A 21,895-nucleotide genomic window follows, 5' to 3' on the forward strand; every position below is an offset into this window, starting at 1 on the left:
AAAGAGGAGCAGGGAATACCCGAGTGTTCATGCCAAATTCCTGTGTGATATTAGAGTTAGACTACAGCTTGTCAAATCATCCCACATCCTATAACTAAGGTTAAAAATGTGGGATGACTTGTTGCAGAAAGAACTTAGCTGTGGATTGCTGTAGCCGGTTTGGCAGCAGCAGCAGAGGAGGTATCCCCAGCGACTTCTTTTAATTCAACGCGTTGGATGCGGCCTACTACGAACAGGTAGCTGAATACGGCCAGCAGAGCGTTAGCTCCAACAAACACCAGAGCCCATTGGAAGGAGCCGGTGGCGCTGATGATGTAACCAATCACAATTGGAGTAGTGATGGAGGAGATATTGCCGAAGGTGTTGAAGATACCGCCGGACATTCCAGCAATTTGCTTCGGCGAGGTATCCGCCACTACAGCCCAGCCCAGAGCGCCCAGACCTTTACCGAAGAATGCCAAGGCCATAAAGGCGATCACGATCCACTCGGACGTAACGTAGTTACACACCACCATAGAGGTGGACAGCAGCAGGCCGGTCACGATAGGCAGTTTGCGCGAGAGGGTGAGGGAGTGCCCACGACGTAACAGCCCGTCGGAGATCACACCACCCAAAACACCACCGATAAAGCCGCATATTGCCGGTAAGGAGGCGATAAAGCCCGCTTTCAGGATGGACATACCCTTTTCTTGTACCAGGTAAATCGGGAACCAAGTCAAGAAGAAGTAGGTTAAGCAGTTAATGCAGTATTGACCAAAGTACACACCCAACAACATGCGATTGCTGAGCAATTGCTTGATGTAAGCCCATTTGGGGCCAGACTTGGGTTTGTTACTCTGAGCAGGTGCGTTATCCATATCCACCAAGCCGCCGCCCTGCTCAATGTAAGCCAGTTCGCTGGGTTTGATGGAGGGATGTTCTTTGGGCGAGTAAATAACTTTTAGCCAGACCAGCGCAAACAGCATGCCGGCAATACCCATAGTGGTGAATACGTGTTGCCAGCCATACTGGGACACGATCCAAGCCATTAAAGGTGCAAAGAGTGCAGTAGCAAAGTATTGCGCCGAATTAAATACCGCTGAGGCTGTACCCCGTTCGGCAGTGGGGAACCATGCCGCCACAATACGAGCGTTACCGGGGAAGGAAGGTGCTTCCGCAAAGCCCACCATAAAGCGCAGGGTAAACAGCGCTAAAACCGCGAAGGCAATGGGTACTTGGTCGACAAATCCCTGTAAAAAGGTAAACAGCGACCAAGTAAAGATGCTAAAGGCGTAAATCTTCTTAGAGCCAAACTTATCCAGCAGCCAACCACCAGGAATCTGGCCTGCTACATAAGCCCAACCAAAGGCTGAGAAGATATAACCCAGAGTTACAGCATCAATACCAAGGTCTTTCTGTAAGCTAGTGCCTGCAATAGAAATGGTAGCTCGGTCAGCGTAGTTGATGGTGGTTGCGAGAAACAACATCAACAGGATGACATAACGAGTGCGACCAGGACTAGCGCTGTGCGTAGTCATGTTGAGTAACTCCCAGTTATTGTTTTTATCATTAAAAGGATCGCGAGATCTTATGACTGATCTCTACAATCCCTCAATAAGGTTTGGATGCTGTAGGAGGGATACAGCACCCTTAACCTTGCCTCGTAACGCGTATTACCACTTAACTTATTGCGGGCCCAGCTTGTTCATCAGAATGGCCAGCTCTTCTACTTCATTAGGACGCAGATCCACCAGAGGCGCGCGCACAGGGCCTGCATCATAGCCTGCAATTTTGGCACCGGCTTTGATGATGCTGACCGCATAGCCACCACGACGGTTACGCAGCTCTAAGTAAGGTAGGAAGAAATCGTCGATCAGACGACCCACAGTCGCATGGTCATCAGCAGCGATAGCCTTGTAGAAATCAACCGCTGTTTTGGGGATGAAGTTGAACACGGCAGAAGAGTACACCGGTACGCCCATGGCTTTGTAGGCAGCGGCATAGACTTCAGCAGTAGGCAGACCACCCAGATAAGTGAAGCGATCACCCAAACGACGGTGAATAGCTACCATCGGCTCAATTTCACCGATACCGTCTTTGAAACCGATCAGGTTCGGGCAGCGAGCAGCCAGAATTTCCAGGCTTTCTGGAGTCAGGCGGCATACGTTGCGGTTGTACACCACGACACCGATTTTGATGGACTTACATACGGCTTCTACGTGAGCGATCAGGCCTTCTTGGCAGGTTTCGGTCAGGTAGTGAGGCAGCAGCAGAACGCCGGCAGCACCTAAACGCTCAGCTTCTTGAGCCAGGGCGATGGCCAGACGAGTGGGGCCACCGGCACCGGCCAGAATGGGTACTTGGCCTTTGCAGGTATTAACGGCAACTCGAATGATGTCAGAGAACTCTTTGTGTTCTAGGGAGAAGAACTCACCCGTTCCGCCGGCTGCGAACAGGGCACTAGCGCCGTAAGGAGCCAGCCATTCCAGACGTTTGGCATAGGTAGAAGGGCGGAAATCGCCGTTCTCGTCAAAGTCAGTGACTGGGAAAGACAGCAGGCCGGAAGAGAGGATGGACTTTAATTCTTGTGGAGTCATTGGGGTCACCCTAGAGAAAGAAGGTTTGTAACACCGTTATCGCACCAGTGTTATACGTCATCATATGACTTGTTTTCTGCCAGTGCAACCCTGCCTGATCTTTTTATCGCGTCGACCAAAGTCGGGACTCAAAGATCAGGCATGTTGTCAGTTGTCTTAGGATGTGGGGGTCATGGTTTCGTGTAGGCGGCGCAAGCGTTCACGGCTGTTAGTCAGATGTAAACGCATGGCCGCGCGGGCGGCTTCGCTGTCCTGACGTTGGATGGCCGCATAGATGTCATCGTGCTCACGGCACAGGCGGTTATGGTATTCCTGCTGATCTGAGCGGGCGATGTATGCAGAGTCCAATCGGGTACGCGGAATGATGCTGGTACCAAAATGATCAATAATATCAATGAAATAGCGGTTGCCAGTGGCAATGGCAATCTGCTGATGGAAGGCAAAATCAGCCGATACCGCATCCGTGGCGTGACTGGCGTTATAAAAACGCGCTAAAGCAGCGGCCATGTCCGCTAGTTGAGCATCGGTTCTGCGGGTAGCAGCTAATCCTGCGGACTCAACTTCCAAGCTGATCCGCAGTTCCAACACCGCCATCACATCGCGCAAGGTGACGATGGTGGCCGGATCAATCCGAAAACCCGTGCTGGGGGTATCTAAAACAAAGGTGCCAATGCCATGCCGGGTTTCCACAACACCAGAGGCTTGTAGACGTGAAATGGCTTCCCGGACTACGGTGCGGCTGACTCCATAGCGATCCATGACTTCCGATTCAGTGGGCAGTTTTTCGCCCCGTTTTATATGGCCTTCAGTGATTTGCCGTGACAGCTCACTGACCAAGTCTTGGGTAAGGCTGCGGTTTTTGCGGCGATTGCCGGCCAGTGGTGATTCCTGATTCATGATCACTTCCGTAAAAAGCTCTGAGGGGCTCAGAGTTCACATACTTGTACGATAACAATAGGGGCCGTATGAATAAAGGCTTTGCTGGCTCTAGGTAGGTAAATAGTCCCTGCAAAGCCTTGTCTGGGGATAGACCGTAACTTCAATTAAGAAGAGGGAATTGTCAGATTTTGTATCCATTGGGTAAAGAAGGGTAAAGGTACAGGCGTACACTTTGGCGCTATGGTTTGATGCAGATCACCACAGAATGACTCATAGGGTAATTTTTCCATGCTTAAGCCAATCCACTTTGCTCTGTTGGCTACCTTGGTCGCTCCACTGGCTATGGCCGCTGAAGATAAAGATGGCGCCCGTCCTGATGGCCCACCGCCTGCCGCTTTTGAGGCCTGTGCTGGCAAGAAAGCAGGTGATAAAGCCAGTATGAGTGGCCCAGAAGGCCGCAGTTTTTCCGGCGTTTGCCGCGATGTTAAAGGCAAGCTGGCTCTAACCCCTGAAGGCGGTCGTGGTGGTGAAGGTCGTGGCCCCGGCCCTGAAGCCTTTAAAGCCTGTGAAGGCAAGTCTGCAGGTGATACCGCCTCCATCACAGGCCCAGAAGGTCGCAGCTTCTCCGGTACCTGCCGCGAGCGTGACGGCAAACTGGCTCTGATGCCCGATCGTAAACCCAAAGGCGAGCACGAACATAAAGAAGACTAAGGTCTTTTGGGTAGGCTGAATCCCTTCTGTATCTCCTTCTTGCGGTACGGCGGTTTCCACTTCCTGATCGGTGCCGTCTATAGCCACCCCCTGATATCTCGATCCCCCCTAGCTTGACCTAATACTGCATCTCTTAGGTCATGGCTGGGGAGATATCTGGGGTTTTTCTTATTTTCGCTTCTCTGCCCTCTATAAATCCTATTTAACCCTAAGGGGTTCGAGGTCTGTGCCTGTACTAAGGCAAGGGGCTTTCATCATAAATATATTCTAAAAACATATTTTAGATAAAAATCTAATTCCATTAAATTATTTAAACCGCGTACTGATCGGACAACCCATGAGCCGCGAGAACCTCCCTTATAAGAGCGGAGGAGGCAAGCATTTGGGTACCCATGCGCCTCCAGAAGCTTAAAAGATGACTGTTTTTGGAGTATTCCCATGTCGGCGCTTGAGTCCCTGTCTGTCGAAGCTGAAATTCCATCTCAATCCTTTGACATCCGCCCCTTAGCCGGGGAAGTGCTGGGTGCAGAAATTCTGGATCTGGATCTGGCCCGTACCCTGAATCTGAACGACTTCAACCGTATTCATCAGGCGTTTTTGCAGTACAAAGTGCTGGTATTCCGTAACCAGCAGATTACCCCCGAGCAACACATTGCCTTTAGCCGCCGTTTTGGCGAGCTGCAAATCCATGTGCTCAAGCAATTCTTGCTGGCCAACCACCCAGAAGTGTTCATCATCTCCAACATTCTGGACGAGAATAACCGCCCCATTGGTTTGGGCGATGCGGGTAAGTTCTGGCACTCCGATCTGTCCTACGTTGAGCTGCCCAGCCTAGGGGCCATGCTGCACGCGCAAATTCTACCGGAAGAGGGCGGTGATACCCTGTTTGCCGACCAGCAATTGGCCTACGAAACCCTGCCCGAAGCCACCCGTCAGGCCATTGATGGCCGCCGTGCCAATCACTCCTACACCGCCACCTATTACAAGCCCAAGCTGGAAGGCGAATGGCGGCCCACTCTGACCAACGCTCAGTTGGCGGAAGTGAAAGAAGTGATTCACCCCGTAGTGCGTACCCATCCGGAAACCGGACGCAAGGGCCTGTTTGTCAGCGAGAGCTTTACCACCCGTATTCTGGATCTGCCGGAAGCCGAAAGCCGTCAAATTTTGGATCAGCTGTTTGCCCACAGCATTCGCCCCGAATTCAGCTACCGCCATCAGTGGCAGCCCCACGATCTGCTGTTCTGGGATAACCGTGCCCTGATCCATCTGGCCACCGGCTGCCCGAACCATCTGCCACGCCGTATGCACCGCACCACCATTCAGGGCGACGCACCTTTCTAATGCCTTGTTCTTGTTTATGACCAGCAGCCTCACACGGGCTGCTGGCTGGCCCGTTTGTGTCTTTTGGAGGCGCTTATGCCTGTATTTTCTGCATTGTTATCCCCGCGTATCAGCCGTGTAGCGGCGGGCTTGGGCCTGAGTTTGGCTTTGATTGGCGGTACTTTACCCACGCCGGCACAGGCTGAAGGTCAGCTACGCATCGCCGAACAGTTTGGTGTGGTGTACTTACTGCTGAACGTGGTTCGCGATCAGCAATTGATTGAGAAGCACGGCAAGGCCGCTGGTGTGGATATTAAGGTGGATTGGACGCGCCTGTCCGGTGGTTCGGCGGTGAATGACGCGCTGCTGTCGGGCAATATTGATATTGCCGGTGCTGGGATTGGCCCTTTGCTCACCGTCTGGGATCGCACCAAGGGCAAGCAAAACGTGCGCGGTGTGGCTTCCTTGGGCAACTTTCCCTACTACCTGCTCAGCAGCAATCCCAAGGTGAAAACCATCGCCGATCTGAGCGATAAAGACCGCATTGCGGTGCCGGCGGTCACGGTGTCGATTCAATCGCGCTTCTTGCAGTATGCCGCCGCTCAGGAATGGGGTGATAAAGAGTTTGCCCGCCTCGATAAATACACCGTTGCCATTCCCCATCCTGAAGCTACGGCGGCTTTGTTGAATGGTGGCACAGAGTTGAATGGACACTTCTCCAACCCGCCGTTTCAGGATCAGGCCTTAAAGAACCCCGATGTGCATGTGGTGTTGGATACTTACAAGCTGCTCGGCCCTAACTCGCCAACCGTGCTCTATACCACCGAGAAGTTCTATCAGGAAAACCCGAAAACCTATCAAGCTTTCCTATCGGCTTTGACGGAAGCCTCGGCCTTCATCAAAAAAGACCCTGAAGCCGCGGCGGATATTTACCGCCGTGTCGCTGACTCCAAAACCGACCGCGACTTACTGCTGAAGGTGATTAAAGACCCACGGGTTGAGTTCAGTGTAAATCCCACCGGCACCTTCAAACTGGCGGACTTTCTGCATCGGGTAGGGGTACTGAAAAACAAACCCACTTCTTGGCAGGATTACTTCTTTAACAGCCCACAGGTGGCTTCCGGGAGCTGATGATGAGCACAAGCACTCCCTTGCAACCCTTATTGCAGGTACAGAAAGTTACGCTGGAATACCAAACCACCCAGCACATTGTCCGTGCTACCCATGAAGTGAGTTTTGAAGTCGATCCCGGCGACCGCTTTGTGCTGCTTGGGCCATCGGGTTGCGGTAAATCCACCCTGTTAAAAGCGGTGGCCGGTTTTATTCGCCCGCGTGAAGGCCAAATTGTGCTGGATGGCCAATTAGTGCACGAGCCCGGCCCAGATCGGGTGGTGGTGTTCCAAGAGTTTGACCAGCTGCTGCCGTGGAAGACGGTTAAGCAGAACGTGATGTTCTCGTTGCTGGCCTCACGCACGCTGGGCAAGCGCGAAGCCGAACAACGGGCACTGCATTATCTGGATAAGGTCGGGCTGTCTAAATTTGTGGATGCCTACCCGCATACCCTGTCCGGCGGCATGAAGGCCCGTGTGGCTATTGCCCGCGCTCTGGCCATGCAACCAAAAATCCTGCTCATGGACGAGCCCTTTGCCGCGCTGGATGCCCTCACGCGCCGCAAAATGCAGGAAGAATTGCTGCAACTCTGGGACGAGGTGAAATTCACTCTGCTGTTTGTCACCCATTCCATTGAGGAAGCCTTGGTGGTGGGTAATCGTATTTTGCTGCTCTCACCTCATCCGGGACGGGTGCGGGCGGAGATCAACAGCCACGCTTTTGACCTGCACAGCCAGCAGGGTGCGGCCTTCCAACAAACCGCGCGCCGTATTCATCGGCTGCTGTTTGAAGAGGGTGCTGTGGAGGTGCCCGCCGCCGAGAACGAACCCGCCGCCCCTGTTTCCAGCCATCCGCAAAAACGTATTGCCTAAGGAGGCGCCTCATGGCACTGAATCCCCCGCTGCGCCCCGAGTACGAGGTCAGCTTACCGCCGCTGCTGGATTTGCCGGTGGAGCGTGAGCTGTCCCGCGCTCAGCGTTTATGGCAGCAAGGATGGCTGCGTAAATCCCTGATTTTGCTGGTGCTGGCGGTGATCTGGGAGATCGCGGCTCGCTACCAAAATAACGACCTACTGCTGCCCGGCTTTGTGCAGGTTTCCCATGCTTTGGTGGAGGGCATCATCAGCGGCGAATTGCTGTCCAAGGTGGCCATTTCGCTGAATGTGCTGGTGAAGGGCTACTTGCTGGGCATTGTGCTGGCCTTTGTCATGACCAGCTTGGCGGTCTCCACCCAATTGGGCCGCGATCTGCTGTCTACCCTGACCGCTATGTTTAACCCGCTGCCCGCCATTGCCCTGTTACCCTTGTCCTTACTCTGGTTCGGTTTGGGCGAAGCCAGCTTGCTGTTTGTACTGGTGCATTCGGTGGTGTGGTCGTTGGCGCTGAATACCTACGCCGGCTTTCAGGGCGTTTCCGAAACTCAGCGCATGGTCGGGCGTAACTACGGTTTGCGTGGCCTGCGCTTTGTATGGCTGATCCTGATTCCCGCCGCGCTGCCTTCTATCGTCTCCGGTCTGAAAATCGGTTGGGCCTTTGCCTGGCGTACCCTGATTGCAGCGGAATTGGTGTTTGGCGCTTCCTCCGGTAAGGGCGGTTTGGGGTGGTACATCTTCCAAAACCGCAACGAGCTGTACACCGACAAGGTATTTGCTGGATTGGTAGTGGTGATCCTGATTGGCTTATTGGTAGAAAACCTGATTTTCAGCCTGATTGAGCGCCACACCCTGAAACGCTGGGGTATGCAGCGGTAATTCTGAGCTCAATGTGTTCTAGCACGACTTTCTAGGTCGAGACCGGATGGCCGGATCGGCGTTTCTCGTAAACCCGGCGGCCATCATCTTTTATCAGCGGGCCGCCCTCTTTGGGACAGCCCATGAAACTGAATTTCCCTAAAACCCTAGCGCCCCTCGCGGCGGCTTTGGGTCTGTGCTCGGCATTAGTCGTACCCCATGCGAACGCCGAAGGCCGCATCAGCATTGCCCAGCAATTTGGCATCGGCTATCTGATTTTAGACGTGGTACGCGATCAAAAACTGATCGAAAAACACGGCAAAGCGCAGGGCATTAACATCGAAGTGGACTGGCGCAGCATCTCTGGTGCCACCGCCATGAACGAGGCATTGTTGGCCGGCTCCTTGGACGTAGTGTCCGCTGGAGTGCCACCCGCCTTAGCGGTCTGGGATCGCACCAAGGGCAAGCAAAACGTCAAAGCCGTCGCCGCTTTGGGTGCTTTACCTAACTACCTGCTGACCAACAACCCGAACGTCAAAACTCTCAAGGATTTGAGCGATAAAGACCGCATTGCCGTACCCGCAGCGGGCGTGGGTTTCCAATCCCGTACCTTGCAAATCGAAGCCGCTAAACTGTTTGGTAAGGAAGACTTCCAGCACTTTGACAAAATTTCTGTCAGCTTGCCCCATCCCGAAGCCACGGCAGCGCTGATTGCTGGTGGTTCGGAGATTACCACCCACTTCTCCAGCCCGCCCTTTTCCTATCAGGCACTGGAAAATCCCAGGGTACGCAAGCTGATCAGCTCCTACGATATTTTGGGCGGCAAGGCGACCTTTAACCTGCTGTACGCCACCGAGAAATTCCACGACGAAAACCCCAAAACCTACCGCGCCTTCTACGACGCGCTGGTGGAGGCGGAGGGCTGGATCAAGGCCAACAAAGCCGCGGCGGCTGAGACTTACATCCGCGTACAGCAATCCAAGTTGCCGCTGGAGTTTGTACGCAAAATCGTGGAAGACCCAGAGATCGAGTTCACCGTCAGCCCACAGCGCAGCTATGTGTACGCGGAAAAACTTTACGAGCTGGGCGTGCTGAAGAACAAAGCCGGTTCGTGGAAGGACTACTTCTTTAGCGAAGCCTACGCACGGCCCGGCAGCTAAGGAGCGGATGCTGCACCGCCGCAGCTTGGGGTAAAGTAGGGCGTATCTAAGTGCGCTATGTGGTCTCATTGAGGTGTAGCCACAGATCAATGCCAAAAGCTGCTGCATCTCTTCTACCGCTAAGACCACTGGCAATCGGGCCGGTTTTTGGGCGTGCACAACCTCGCCTAGCCAAGGTAAATCCAGCTTCAGCACCTGCTTGTACAGAAATAAAAGAGCGGCTAGCGCCTGATTTTGTGTTGAAGCGGACACCTGACCGTGTAGGGCTAAGTCCGAAAAAAAGGCTTCAATCTCAGCGGCCCCCATTTCCATAGGGTGGCGATACTGGTGAAAGCTGATAAAGCGTCGCACCCATTCGCAATAGACGCGCTCAGTACGAATCGAGTAGTGTCTTAGCCGAATTTGTTCCCGAACCTGATCCAGCAGACGTGGCTTATTATCCATGGTGTATAACATCCTTATTCAGTCATGGAGCTGCTACAAAGCTTAATTTAGAGGGCTCCTGCTAATCAGCAAGGAAGATTATCCACCAGACCCACTTGGCGGGTTATACACCTAGTGGGGTCTAATAATAGTTATGCATCAGGAGATAAGTGTGAACCTAGAAAAGCTTGAATCAGAAGTGAAGCGCTCTAGGTATTTTATAGTTTTTGCAGCAATCACTCCTGCCATCATATATATGCTTTGGTTCGCAGTTAAAAATGATCAACAACTTTCAACAGACGCTGGACTATGGGGTACATTTGGTGATTTCGTAGGCGGACTCATCAACCCATTGATCGCATATTTTGCTTTTTACTGGCTCACACAATCTGTACTGATTCAAAAAACAGAGTTATCCGAAACCAAAAACGCATTGGTAGCAGCACAATACGCTCAACAAAAACAAGCAAGCACCGCACTAAAAGCCGCCACCCTCCAATCACTAAGCATAAGACTCAACGCCATAAATCAAGAAATATCATTTGAGCAAGATATTCTTAAATTTGTTATTTCCGAGGCACAGAGAAATGGCAGCCATTACACTGTAATGCTACCTAATGGCGAACAAAAACTACCGGGCAAGGCAATTCCAGAAATTCATGATCGACTTGACGCATTGAAAACCAAACAAGCAAAGCTAATGCAAGCTGTTGAGCAGCTTCAGGTTGACGCATAACAATGCGCTCAACTGTCGCTCACTTCGTTCGCTGGACGTCCAAAAGCTACGCTTTTGGCCGCCCGTTAGCTTAATCGTCATCCACCGTTGTGTGTAGGGATCAGCCACAGCATGAATCAAAAAATCATGTTATATATAGGTTAAGAGTAAAATAAGATCGCTGTATTTAAATGGCTTTTCTAAGTTTTAATTTGAATTAATATTTGTAATATTTTATGCCTGTTAATATTTGGTTAATAATTGTAATTTTATTTAAAAAAAGTTGTAATTCTTATATTAACCTTCATTTAAGCCTAGGCTGTTTATTCTCTCCACGAACCTTTCTAAATGGCTGAATCCAGCGTTTTTGAGCGGATCAGCTAAATTTTACCTGGTTTCGGGAGAATCTAATGAAGTTTGTAGTCTTTGCTCTTTTCATGCTGTGTCTTATTAAAACTGCACAGGCTAAAGACACCTTTGGGATTGATGTTAAATCCCATAGTGCTATGGGGCAAAGCAGGGATGTATTGCCGATTAAAACCTATCAATACGGAATGAATTTAGATATTAAAAGAGTGATCTCTATTGAGGGTGACCACGAAGCTTGCGAAGTAGTGCCTATGCACATGCTGTATGAGGACAGCCAAGGCCAACGCCATCGCTTAGAATATCTGGTAATGGGGACAGGCTGCACCAACGGTTAAAGCTTAAGTTAGAGTTTTTACTTATATTTTTATAGCCAAAATAAGGTAATAAGTATATTTATAATAGTTTTTGGATCTTAATCTAAGATGTCGGTAGGCTCTCGATGCTTAAAGCGTTAGGTCGAGGGCTTTTTTTATGCCAATTAAGGTAATCAACACGCCAGATTTTGTTTCTGGATTGCTGTTTTTGGCGGCGGGTATCAGTGGAATTGCTCTAGGTTCTAGCTATGCCGTGGGTAATGCTATGCGCATGGGGCCTGGATATTTTCCACTGATACTGGGAGGCGCTCTGACCTTATTGGGTTTGGTGGTGTTGGTACGCTGCCTGAAGCTAGGAGTCACGGAAGAAGATAATCTATTGGCCAGCTTTCGCTGGCGTCCCGCTTTGTTTGTGGTGCTAAGCGTGGTGGTATTTGGGCTGTTGGCCCAAGAGTTGGGTTTGCTATTGGCCACCGTCGTGATGACGCTGGTCAGCGGTTTAGCCCGCACAGAAATACATTTCCCTGAGTTATTGGGGCTGAGTGTTGGCTTAGCTGCATTTGGGGTCGCTGTATTTTCCTTTGGTCTGGGTCTGACACTACCCATTCTGCCCGTTGTATAAGTGGGGGAAGTCTGATGGAAGACTTAGTATCCCATTTAGCGGTAGGTGTGGATGCCGCTGTTACTTGGCAGAATTTGCTGTACTGCTTTGTAGGGGTTCTGTTGGGCACTTTGGTGGGGGTTTTGCCGGGATTAGGGCCGGTAGCCACCATCGCCATGCTGCTGCCTGTCACCTATGGCCTACCGCCGGTTTCCGCTTTGATCATGTTGTCGGGGATTTATTACGGGGCTCAATACGGCGGCTCGACAGCGGCCATATTGGTCAATTTACCCGGTGAGTCCTCATCCGTTGTCACCTGTTTAGACGGACATGCTTTGGCTAAAAAAGGGCGGGCTGGGGCCGCGTTGGGAATTGCAGCCATAGGCTCATTCTTTGCCGGTACGGTCTCCACTTTGGTAGTGGCCGCTGCTGCCGTACCTTTAGCGGCTTTTGCTCTGAAATTTGGGCCGGCTGAATATTTCTCCCTCATGCTGTTGGGCTTGATTGCCGCCGTAGTGTTGGCACAGGGCGATGTGCTCAAGGCCATAGCCATGACCCTTCTGGGCTTGTTACTGGGTTTGGTCGGTGTTGATGTTAACTCCGGCGATGAGCGTTTCACCTTCGGTATTCCTGAGTTGGCTGAAGGCATCAGCTTTGTGGTGATTTCCATGGGTATCTTTGGGATCGGGGAGATTATTGCCAACTTAGAGCGCGATCATCACCGTACTCAAATCGTGGAGCGCGTAGGTTCTGTATTGCCCACCCGCGAAGACTATCGCCGCGCTTGGAAACCCGTGGTACGCGGCTCGGCTTTGGGCTCCATCATGGGCGTGCTGCCGGGTGGAGGCGCTATGCTTAGCTCCTTTGCCTCCTACATGCTGGAAAAGCGCCTGTCCAAACATCCGGAAGAGTTTGGGAAAGGGGCCATTGAAGGCGTGGCGGGGCCAGAGTCGGCCAATAATGCGGGGGCGCAAACCTCCTTTATTCCGCTGCTGGTGATGGGCTTGCCCTCCAACGCGGTGATGGCGCTGATGATCGGCGCGATGATGATTCACGGCATCGTGCCCGGCCCACAGGTAATGACCGAGCGTCCCGATCTGTTTTGGGGGGTTATTGTCAGTATGTGGATTGGCAATATCCTACTGCTACTGCTGAACCTGCCCTTGGTGGGCATTTGGGTGCGCTTGCTGTCCATTCCTTACCGCATCCTGTATCCGGCTATTTTGCTGTTCTGCTGCATTGGGGTGTTCAGCGTCAACAACAGCCTGTTTGATGTGTTGCTGGCGGTGGGTTTTGGCTTACTGGGTTATCTGTTCATTAAGCTTCGGTGTGAGCCTGCGCCGCTGTTGCTGGGCTTTGTCCTCGGCCCCCTGATGGAAGAAAACCTGCGCCGCGCCATGCTGCTATCGCGGGGTGATCCCACCGTCTTTTTTACCCGGCCCATCAGTGCCTCTTTGCTGATCTTTGCCGTACTGCTGCTGGCCTTGTTGGCGCTGCCGCATTTCCGCTCCACCCGCAAAGTCGCTTTTGCTGAGGACTAGGCCGTGTCGATCCCTAATTGAAAGAAGCGCTGCTGGCTGATCCTAAAGTCCAGACCCATCTCACGGCAGAACGTCTGGATGCTTTGTTAAACCCCGCCGCGTACACCGGATTGGCCGGATTTTTTGTGGACCGCGTTACGGGGAAACACCCCGCCAAAGCCCACGCCTAACCCCTTGTCGCCGGATAACTGCGCTATGACGCCTCTTGTTAAATCGGTGGCCCTGACTTTGAGTCTCGGCCTGCTGCCTTGGGCTGCCCAAGCGGCCTACCCGGAAAAACCCATCACCTACGTGGTGCCCTATGCCCCCGGCGGCACCAACGACAACATTGCCCGCGTGCTGTCTGAGTTTTTAGGGGCTGAGCTGGGTCAACCGCTGGTGATTGAAAATAAACCCGGTGCGGGCGGTACCTTGGGAGCCTCCTTCGTGGCTAAGTCCGCGCCTGATGGCTACACCCTGTTTAATGCCTCCATTGGCAATCTGGTGATTGCACCGCAGCTGGTGCCGGTGAACTTCGATCCTTTTAAGGATTTCACCCCCATTGCCAATATCGCTGAATCGCGCTCGGTGATCGCCATTAATCCCAAGCTGCCGATCAAAACCTTGGCGGACTTGATTGCCTATGCCAAAGCCAACCCCGGCAAGCTGTCCTTCAGCAGTTCCGGTATCGGCACGCCCGGCCATATCGCCTTGGAATACCTGCAAGTGTTGGCCGGTATCAGCTTGGTGCATGTGCCGTACAAGGGTTCGGCTCCGGCCTTGAGCGACACCATCTCTGGGCATGTGGATTTGATTGCTGACCCTCTAGCCAATGGCGCGGTAAAAAGCGGCCATCTGCGCGGCTTGGCTTGGTTTGGCGGCACCGCCGATGAAAAAGAGCTGCCCGGTGTGCCTTCGCTGTTGGATAGCTTTCCTCAGTGGAATTTCTCCGGCGCTTTTCTCGCTGTAGCCCCCAGCCAAACGCCGCCTGACATCCTCAAACGCCTGCGCCAAGCCTTCGACCGCGTACTGGCGAAACCGGAAGTCATCGACAAGCTGAAGCTGATGGGCCTAACCCCGCAACGCCTGTCGGTGGAGGACACCCTGTCGATCCTGCGCGCCACCCATGACACCAGCGCCGACATCATCCGCCGCGCCAACATCAAAGCCCAATAGCCGCACCCCATTGTTAAGGACTGGCCACCCCTTGGCCCCTGTGTTTGAGAGCTGACCTATGATTTACGACTTTAATGTACCGACTCGTGACCCCGACGAATATCTGGCCATCCTCAACGCGAGACGCTGGGAAAAACTGCAACAGCAGATTCGCTATGTGTGGGGCAACGAGGACTACTTCCGTCTGCGCTTTAAGGAAGCGGGCATTAATGCCCCGGAAGACATTCGCAGCTTCGAGGACTTTCGCCGTTTACCCGCTTTTATGGACAAGACGCGCCACCGTGAATCACAGGATGCCTCACTGATTCGCTATGGCCATCCACTGGGTTTGCATCTGACCACTGCGCCGGAAAACGCCATCCACTTGGCAGCCACTTCCGGCACCACTGGCAACCCGACCTTCTATGTGTTCAGCCGCAAAGACCTGAACATCACCTATGAAGTCTTGGGCCGCATGTTCCGGGCGGCTGGGATTCGTCCGGGGGATACCACCTTCCATGCCTTTGGCCTGTCGCTGTGGTTGGCGGGCATTACCTATGTGCAGGCGCTGGAAGCCTACGGCGCGCGTCCGGTGGCGGTGGGCGCGGAGGGCGGTGTACCTAAGATTTTGCGCTACATCGAACTGACCCGCCCACGCGTGCTCTTTGCCACCCCATCGATGGTGACGCAGCTCATCGAGCGTGCGCCGAGCGAGCTGGGCAAACCCGTAGGCGCTTTGGGTATTGAGGTGATTTATTGCTCCGGCGAGCCGGGGGCCAGTCTGCCGACCTTCCGTCAGCGGGTGAAAGAACACTTTGGCGCTAAGGTGTTCGATGCCACCGGCGGCGCGTGGCACAACGGCACCATCACCTGCGACAGCGAGCACGCCCACGGCATGCACTACATGGCCGAGGATTACTGCTTCCGTTACGACCTGATCGACCCCGAAACCAAGTTGCCCTTGGCCCTGAAAGATGGAGCCGTGGGTGAGGCGATCCATACCGCGCTGGAATACGAGGCTGCGCCCTCGTTCCGCAATGCCACCGGCGACATTCTGAAAATCCACGTCGGCGAATGCCCCGGCTGTGGCCACTTTGGCGTGCGCATGGAAATTGTAGGCCGCGCCGACGACATGCTGGCCATCAAGGGTGTGAAGGTGTATCCGGCGGCGATTCAAAACGTGGTTGGGCAATTCCGCCCCGAGGTGTCTGGTGAGCTGCGCATCCGTTTGGATGGCCCGCCACCGCGTGTCGAGCCGCCGCTGCGGTTGGCTATTGAGGCCGGAGAGGCCGTGCCCGCCAGCGACTGGCCCGCTTTGGGACAACGCATTGAACAGCGCATCCGCGAGCTGCTGACCTTCCGTCCGCAAGTGGAAATCGTACCCTTCAACAGCCTGCCGCGCAGTGGAGCCAAAACCAAGCTGATCGAAATCGCTGGGAAGCCCGCCTGATGAGCACCTCCGAGGAAGCCCGCGCCCTAGGCTTTGCCGCACCGGACGATCAGCCGGTGGGCTATATGGCGCGTACCCGTGCCTATTATTTGGCGCTGGGCTACGACAATCCCTATGTCTGGGCCCATTACCGGGAAGTGCCCTTTACCCCCTTGGCCAAGCCACTGACGGAAACCCGCATCACCCTGATTACCACCGCCGCGCCTTATCAGCCGGATAAAGGCCCCCAAGGCCCCGGTGCGCCCTACAACGCAGCGGCCAAGTTTTATCAGGTGTACTCCGGGGATACGACTCAGGAGCACGACCTACGCATCGCCCATGTGGGCATCGACCGTCGCCATACCTCGATGGAGGACAGCCGCAGTTGGTTTCCGTTGGCCGCTTTGCGCCAAGCCGTGGCGGAAGGGCGACTAGGGGCTTTAGCCGCCCGCTTTCACGGCGCGCCCACCAACCGCAGTCAGCGCCATACCCTAGAGGTGGATGCGCCGGAGATTCTGCGCCGCTGTCAGGAGGACGGCGTGGAGGCGGCCTTGCTGGTCGCCAACTGCCCGATTTGCCACCAAAGCCTGAGCTTAGTTGCCCGTACCTTGGAAGCGGCGGGCATTGCTACGGTGGTGCTGGGCTGTGCCAAGGATATTCCTGAATACGTGGGTGTGCCGCGCCTGCTGTTCTCGGATTTTCCCCTCGGTAATGCCGCCGGAAAGCCCCACGACCCAGAATCCCAGCGCCTGACCTTGGAGCTGGCCCTGCGTTTGTTGGAGTCCGCGCCGGGGCCGCGCACCACCCTGCAATCGCCCCTGATCTGGGCCGACGACCCGGATTGGAAACTGGATTACGCCAACGCCGAACGCCTGCCCGCCGAGGAACTGGAACGCCTGCGTGCCGAAAACGAGCGCGCGCGGCTGATCGCCCGTGAGCAGCGTTTGGCCACTGTATAAATTTTGGAGTGGCTATGAGCCTTGTCACCTATGAGTCCCAAAACGGGATCGCCGAAATCACCCTCAACCGAGCGGATAAATACAACATCATCAACCACGAAATCGTGGAGGAACTGCACCAAGCATGGGTGCGCTTCGCCAACAGTCCCGAAGATCGGGTCGCGATCTTAGCCGCTGCGGGGGAGAAAGCCTTTACCGCCGGAGCCAACCTGCGCGACATCCCTCACGACCTGTGGCGGGCCATTCCCGGTGTCGGTGTGCCGGTGAACAAGCCGATTATTGCCGTCACGACCGGCTTGGTGATTGGCGGCGGGCTGGTGCTGGTGCAGATGGCCGATTTAGCCGTCGCGGCGGATAACACGGTGTTTTCCTACCCTGAGGCCAAGGTGGGTTTTTCCGGCGGTTTGATCAGCTCCTTGGCCGCGCGTATTCCGCACAAGGTGGCGATGGAGCTGCTGTTGGTGGGTGGCAACCTCAGTGCCCAGCGTGCCTATGAGGTGGGCTTGGTCAATCGGGTAGTGCCGCTGGGTCAACAGTTGGAAACCGCCCGCGAGCTAGCCGCTCAACTGGCCGCCAATGCGCCGCTGGTGCTGTCCTTGCTGAAGGATTTTGTCGGCCAAGTGCTGCCCAAAGGCCCCAGCGAACAAGCGGCCATCGCTCGTGCGCGGGTGCTGGAGATTAATGCCTCACAAGATTTCCACGAAGGCATCAGTGCCTTCACCGAAAAACGTACCCCCACCTTTAGCGGACGCTGAGGAGCTGCTATGTCTTTGATTCCAAATAAATTAGCTCGTTTATTGGCTCCGCTGGTGTTGTTCAGCAGTCTAAGTGCTCAGGCCGCGTGGCCGGAAAAAGCCATCACCCTGATCGTGCCCTACCCACCGGGTGGCGCGGCGGACACCGTAGGCCGCATCTATGCCGATGCCCTGTCCGAATCCCTAAAACAGCCGGTGGTGGTGGAGAATAAACCCGGTGCCGGCACCGCCATTGCCGCCGAGTATGTAGCTAAGTCCGCGCCGGATGGGTACACCCTGTCGTTAGTCCCCACAGGACAGCTTACGGTGTTGCCGCACATTGCCAAAAACCTCAAGTTCGATCCCTTTAGCAGCTTTGAGCCGATTTCCCTGCTGGCCTATACCGGCGTGGTGATTGCCGCCAATGCTCAGGTGCCGGTTAAGGATTTCAAGGATTTGATTGCTCAAGCTAAGGCGGCTCCGGGCAAGTTTTCTTATTCCTCCAGTGGCAGCGGCACCATCATTCACTTAGCGGGCGAGTACCTGCGTCTAAAAACCGGCGTGAATTTGCTGCATGTGCCCTTTAAAGGCAGTGCGCCCGCCGTGACTGCTGTTTTGGGCGGTGACGTGAATCTGGCCGTCGATACCCTGACTGTGCTGGCTCCGCAGATTAAGGGCGGAAAACTTAAAGGCTTGGCCATTGCCTCGGCCCAGCGCTCGCCAGTATTGCCGGACGTGCCCACGGTGGCTGAGTTGGGCTATCCCGGCTTTGAAGTGCGCTCGTGGTTCGGTCTGGTGGTGGTGGCTAATACACCGAAAGACATCGTGCAGCGCCTGAACGCCGAAATCGCCAAGGCCGCTGCCTCCCAAAGCGTGAAAGACAAGCTGGCCGCCCAAGGCTTGGATGCTTGGCCGAGCACGCCAGAACAGTTCACCCAGCAAATCCGCGCCGACTACGACAAATACGGCCAAGTGGTGCGGGAATCTGGCACTACTTTCGATTGAGTGATTGAGCCAGGAGGCTGAGCATGTCTTCCCATCCCCTAGAGTTTATTGGCTTTTTAGCCCACCAAGCCGCCAGCGAAAGCCAATCCCCAGTTGGCCCCTTGGTTGATCCGGCCTTTGTGGGGGCCTTTGCGCAGACACAGGAACACGCCGGTTTTGATCGCGCCCTGATCGCCTACCACAGCGGCGCGCCCGATGGTTTGCAGATCGCGGCCTATGCAACGCAGCAAACGCGGCGTTTGGGCGTGCTGGTGGCCCACCGTCCGGGGGTGGTAGCACCCACAGTGGCAGCGCGGCAATTGGCGACGCTGGATCACTTCAGTGGCGGACGGGCGGCGGTGAACATCATCACTGGCGGCAACGATGCCGAGCAGCAGCGGGATGGGGATTTTCTCAGTCACGACGAGCGTTACGCCCGCACCGACGAATACCTAACCCTGATGAAACAGGCCTGGACGGCCAAAACACCCTTTGATTTTAACGGGCGTTTTTATCAGGTACGGGACTACCGTCCCAACGTGCAACCGCTGCAAAAGCCGCACCTTCCCATCTTCTTCAGTGGTTCCTCAGTGGCAGCGGTACAAGTAGCGGCGAAACATGCGGATGTGTTCATGATGTGGGGTGAACCGCTGGCAGGCATCGCCGAGCAAATCGCCAATGTGCGCGCCGCTGCCGCCGTACAGGGTCGGGCTGAGGCGCTGCGTTTTAGCCTGTCCATTCGGCCCATTTTAGGCGCTACCGAAGCCGAAGCCTGGGCCCGTGCCGAGCGCATCCGTGAAGCTGCCGCCAAACGCCTGAGCCGCACGCCTCTGACCTTGGTACAGGGCGGAGTGCCGCAAAATGTAGGTTCGCGCCGGCTGCTGGACTTTGCCGCGCAAGGGGAAGTGCTGGACAGCTGCCTATGGACAGGCATCGCCCGCTTGACCGGCGCAGTGGCAGGAACAGCGGCGACTACCGGCGTAGGCGGTAACACCACCGCCTTGGTGGGCACGCCCGATCAGGTAGCGGATGCGCTGTTGGCCTACCACCGCATCGGCATCAGCACCTTCTTATTACGCGGTTTTGATCCCTTGGAAGATGCCGTGGCCTATGGCCGCGAACTGCTGCCCCGTATCCGTGCCCGCGTACCGGCTGAATTACCTGTGACGGCCTTTGCGCCGCTTTAATCTTAAGGAGTGACCGATGTTGCCTCGTCTTTCCCCTCGCTGGGCGCGTTTATTGGCGCTGGCCGGTGTGTTTTCCCTGTTGCCTTGGGCCGCTGTTCAGGCGGCCGACAACTACCCCAGCAAACCCATTAAATTGATTGTTGCCTTTCCACCCGGTGGGGCTTCCGACATTGTGGGCCGTTTCTACGCCGAGCAGCTTTCCAGCGCCTTAGGTCAGCCGGTGGTAGTGGAGAACAAACCCGGTGCCGGAACCGCCATTGCCGCCGAAGCCGCCGCTAAGGCTGATCCCGATGGTTATACCCTGTCTTTAGCGCCGGCGGGTCAGCTCACCATCCTGCCGCACTTGAGCAAAGAGCTGCGCTACGATCCCTTTAAGGATTTTGCGCCCGTTTCTGTAGTGGCTTCAGTGCCCTATGTGGTGGCGGTTAACGATACGCTGCCGGTGAAAACCTTGGCAGATTTGGCCAGCTACGCTAAAGCCAACCCCGGCAAGGTCAGCTATTCCTCCTGCGGCAACGGAACTCTCTGCCACTTGGCCGGTGAGCTGTACCGCAGCCTGACCAAAACCGAGCTGCTGCATGTGCCCTACAAAGGCAGTGCTCCGGCCATTACCGCCTTGTTGGGCGGCGAAGTGAATGCAGCCTTCGATACCCTGACCATCCTCGCCCCTCAAGTGAAAGGCGGCAAAGTCAAGGGCTTGGCCATCACCAGTAAAACCCGTTCACCGGCACTGCCTGATGTGCCTACTGCGGAGGAGGCTGGTTTGAAGGGCTTCGAGGTCAGCTCTTGGTTTGGCATCGTGGTGCCCGCAGCCACGCCTAAGCCCATTATTCAGCGCCTGAATGCTGCTTTGGCGGAGATCGCTAAACGTCCAGAAACCCGTACCAAGCTGGCCGAGCAAGGTTTGGACGTAGAAAGCACCACGCCAGAAGCCTTTGCCCAACTGATCCGCGACGACAGCGCCAAGTGGGGCAAAGTCGTGCGCGAATCCGGTGCCAAGATTGAATAAAGCCACGCTGTATTAGCCAATACGATCAATTAAGGAAGGATTGTCCCATGTCATATCCACAACGCATTGCCGTGATTGGCGGCGGGAGTCTGGGCCTGTTCGTGGCCGGACACCTGAGCTTGGCTGGTCACGCCGTCACTGTGGCTCAGCGCAGCAGCACGGCCATTCCTGAGGGCGGTATCCTAGCGGAAGGGGACGAGCAGTGGCAGGCCTCCAAGGTAGGTTATGCCACCTTGGAAACCCTCAATGGCCCCTTCGATCAGGTGATCGTCGCAGTAAAATCCCACGATTTGCCCGAAATCCTGCCGCAGTTAGGTACTTTAGGGAACGCCAAAACCCAGTACCTATTCCTGCAAAACGGTGTGCCCTGGTGGTGGTCGTATCAGGAGGGACAGATCGCCGGGGTTCCGCCCAAAGAGCAAATTGTAGCCGTGGTGGTGTACCACGCTTCTGAGCGCACAGCCGTGGGGCGGCTTAAGGTACGGCGGGTGCCCGGTGACCGTTATTTATTGGCCCGCACCGATGGCAGCACAGATGCGGCTTTGGAGGCATTGGTTGCGCAATGGCAGCAAGCGGGCATTCCAACCCACTATGCGCCGGATATTCGCGCCGAGGTGTGGAGCAAACTCATGGGCAATGCCACCTTCAACCCCATGAGTGCCATTACTGGAGCAGGGATGAGCGATATGGTGTTCAACCCGCAGGTGCGCCGCGTATTGCTGGCGGGTATGGAGGAGATCAGTCGCATTGCTGCTAAGGAGGGGGTACAGGTCAAGGTCACGCCAGAAGCACGGGTCAAGCGTGCGGAGGATGTGGGCAATACCCGAACTTCAATGTTGCAAGATCGTTTAGCCGGTCGACGCTTAGAGCTGGATGCGCTGCTGGCCACACCCATTGCCTTGGCTGAGCGTCATGGCGAAGCGGTGCCAGTGTTGAGAACCCTGCTGGGTAGTCTGTCGCTGGTGCAGCCCGGCGATCCTTTTGTGTCGGGGCGGTAATCCGCAGCAGTCA

General features: G+C 55.1%; 22 protein-coding genes and 1 pseudogene. 19 read left to right on the forward strand and 4 right to left on the reverse strand.

The window, feature by feature from the left end; genetic code table 11:
• Positions 1-134: 134 nt before the first annotated feature.
• The 3 genes from LX59_RS10680 to LX59_RS10690 all read right to left on the reverse strand — a co-directional run bounded on the left by LX59_RS10680 (position 135) and on the right by LX59_RS10690 (position 3,473).
• Complete coding sequence (locus LX59_RS10680; protein WP_144571851.1) at positions 135-1,517, reverse strand: MFS transporter; 1,383 nt, start codon at positions 1,515-1,517, stop codon at positions 135-137.
• Between the two features lie 147 nt (positions 1,518-1,664).
• Positions 1,665-2,576: a 5-dehydro-4-deoxyglucarate dehydratase gene (kdgD, locus tag LX59_RS10685; RefSeq protein WP_144571852.1), complete on the reverse strand. Its 912-nt coding sequence runs from the start codon at positions 2,574-2,576 to the stop codon at positions 1,665-1,667.
• 156 nt (positions 2,577-2,732) lie between these two features.
• On the reverse strand, positions 2,733-3,473 hold the full coding sequence (locus LX59_RS10690; protein ID WP_144571853.1) for a FadR/GntR family transcriptional regulator: 741 nt from the start codon (positions 3,471-3,473) through the stop codon (positions 2,733-2,735).
• 270 nt (positions 3,474-3,743) lie between these two features.
• On the opposite strand from LX59_RS10690, the gene LX59_RS10695 reads away from it, so the two are divergent.
• The 6 genes from LX59_RS10695 to LX59_RS10720 all read left to right on the forward strand — a co-directional run bounded on the left by LX59_RS10695 (position 3,744) and on the right by LX59_RS10720 (position 9,485).
• Positions 3,744-4,166: a hypothetical protein gene (locus tag LX59_RS10695; protein ID WP_144571854.1), complete on the forward strand. Its 423-nt coding sequence runs from the start codon at positions 3,744-3,746 to the stop codon at positions 4,164-4,166.
• 438 nt (positions 4,167-4,604) lie between these two features.
• Positions 4,605-5,507: a TauD/TfdA dioxygenase family protein gene (locus LX59_RS10700; RefSeq protein WP_144571855.1), complete on the forward strand. Its 903-nt coding sequence runs from the start codon at positions 4,605-4,607 to the stop codon at positions 5,505-5,507.
• 75 nt (positions 5,508-5,582) lie between these two features.
• Positions 5,583-6,617, forward strand: a complete 1,035-nt coding sequence (locus LX59_RS10705) for an ABC transporter substrate-binding protein (protein ID WP_144571856.1) — start codon at positions 5,583-5,585, stop codon at positions 6,615-6,617.
• Positions 6,618-6,619: 2 nt separating this feature from the next.
• Positions 6,620-7,468, forward strand: a complete 849-nt coding sequence (locus tag LX59_RS10710) for an ABC transporter ATP-binding protein (protein WP_246118736.1) — start codon at positions 6,620-6,622, stop codon at positions 7,466-7,468.
• 11 nt (positions 7,469-7,479) lie between these two features.
• Positions 7,480-8,346 (forward strand): ABC transporter permease, encoded by an 867-nt coding sequence (locus LX59_RS10715; RefSeq protein WP_144571858.1) that lies wholly within the window; start codon positions 7,480-7,482, stop codon positions 8,344-8,346.
• 122 nt (positions 8,347-8,468) lie between these two features.
• A complete protein-coding gene (locus LX59_RS10720) occupies positions 8,469-9,485 on the forward strand; it encodes an ABC transporter substrate-binding protein (RefSeq protein WP_144571859.1) in 1,017 nt (338 codons plus the stop codon).
• 186 nt (positions 9,486-9,671) lie between these two features.
• On the opposite strand, the pseudogene LX59_RS15955 reads toward LX59_RS10720, so the two are convergent.
• A pseudogene (locus tag LX59_RS15955) lies at positions 9,672-9,941 on the reverse strand (phage integrase N-terminal SAM-like domain-containing protein); the annotation flags it as partial.
• 139 nt (positions 9,942-10,080) lie between these two features.
• Between LX59_RS15955 and LX59_RS10730 the strand changes: the two are divergent.
• From LX59_RS10730 to LX59_RS10790, 13 genes are all read left to right on the forward strand, one after another.
• A complete protein-coding gene (locus tag LX59_RS10730; RefSeq protein WP_144571860.1) occupies positions 10,081-10,644 on the forward strand; it encodes a hypothetical protein in 564 nt (187 codons plus the stop codon).
• Between the two features lie 389 nt (positions 10,645-11,033).
• Positions 11,034-11,327 carry a DUF2790 domain-containing protein gene (locus LX59_RS10735; protein ID WP_246118737.1) on the forward strand — a complete coding sequence of 98 codons (294 nt, stop codon included), beginning with the start codon at positions 11,034-11,036 and terminating at the stop codon, positions 11,325-11,327.
• A gap of 136 nt (positions 11,328-11,463) precedes the next feature.
• Positions 11,464-11,928: a tripartite tricarboxylate transporter TctB family protein gene (locus LX59_RS10740; RefSeq protein WP_144571861.1), complete on the forward strand. Its 465-nt coding sequence runs from the start codon at positions 11,464-11,466 to the stop codon at positions 11,926-11,928.
• A 14-nt stretch (positions 11,929-11,942) separates the two neighbouring features.
• Positions 11,943-13,448: a tripartite tricarboxylate transporter permease gene (locus LX59_RS10745; RefSeq protein WP_144571862.1), complete on the forward strand. Its 1,506-nt coding sequence runs from the start codon at positions 11,943-11,945 to the stop codon at positions 13,446-13,448.
• Between the two features lie 17 nt (positions 13,449-13,465).
• Positions 13,466-13,618 (forward strand): lyase family protein, encoded by a 153-nt coding sequence (locus LX59_RS10750; protein WP_144571863.1) that lies wholly within the window; start codon positions 13,466-13,468, stop codon positions 13,616-13,618.
• 25 nt (positions 13,619-13,643) lie between these two features.
• A complete protein-coding gene (locus LX59_RS10755) occupies positions 13,644-14,603 on the forward strand; it encodes a Bug family tripartite tricarboxylate transporter substrate binding protein (protein ID WP_144571864.1) in 960 nt (319 codons plus the stop codon).
• A 58-nt stretch (positions 14,604-14,661) separates the two neighbouring features.
• On the forward strand, positions 14,662-16,032 hold the full coding sequence (locus LX59_RS10760; RefSeq protein WP_144571865.1) for a phenylacetate--CoA ligase family protein: 1,371 nt from the start codon (positions 14,662-14,664) through the stop codon (positions 16,030-16,032).
• Positions 16,032-16,970: a glycine/sarcosine/betaine reductase selenoprotein B family protein gene (locus tag LX59_RS10765; protein ID WP_144571866.1), complete on the forward strand. Its 939-nt coding sequence runs from the start codon at positions 16,032-16,034 to the stop codon at positions 16,968-16,970. The genes LX59_RS10760 and LX59_RS10765 overlap by 1 nt, the downstream gene beginning before the upstream one ends.
• 14 nt (positions 16,971-16,984) lie before the next feature.
• Positions 16,985-17,725 carry an enoyl-CoA hydratase/isomerase family protein gene (locus LX59_RS10770; RefSeq protein ID WP_144571867.1) on the forward strand — a complete coding sequence of 247 codons (741 nt, stop codon included), beginning with the start codon at positions 16,985-16,987 and terminating at the stop codon, positions 17,723-17,725.
• A gap of 9 nt (positions 17,726-17,734) precedes the next feature.
• Positions 17,735-18,709 (forward strand): Bug family tripartite tricarboxylate transporter substrate binding protein, encoded by a 975-nt coding sequence (locus LX59_RS10775; RefSeq protein ID WP_144571868.1) that lies wholly within the window; start codon positions 17,735-17,737, stop codon positions 18,707-18,709.
• A 23-nt stretch (positions 18,710-18,732) separates the two neighbouring features.
• On the forward strand, positions 18,733-19,875 hold the full coding sequence (locus LX59_RS10780; protein ID WP_144571869.1) for an LLM class flavin-dependent oxidoreductase: 1,143 nt from the start codon (positions 18,733-18,735) through the stop codon (positions 19,873-19,875).
• Positions 19,876-19,891: 16 nt separating this feature from the next.
• Entirely contained in the window at positions 19,892-20,884 is a 993-nt protein-coding gene (locus LX59_RS10785) for a Bug family tripartite tricarboxylate transporter substrate binding protein (protein ID WP_144571870.1), read from the forward strand.
• A gap of 47 nt (positions 20,885-20,931) precedes the next feature.
• On the forward strand, positions 20,932-21,882 hold the full coding sequence (locus LX59_RS10790; RefSeq protein WP_144571871.1) for a ketopantoate reductase family protein: 951 nt from the start codon (positions 20,932-20,934) through the stop codon (positions 21,880-21,882).
• Positions 21,883-21,895: the final 13 nt, after the last annotated feature.

This window comes from Azomonas agilis, from assembly GCF_007830255.1.
GTDB classification, from domain to species: Bacteria; Pseudomonadota; Gammaproteobacteria; order Pseudomonadales; family Pseudomonadaceae; genus Azomonas; species Azomonas agilis.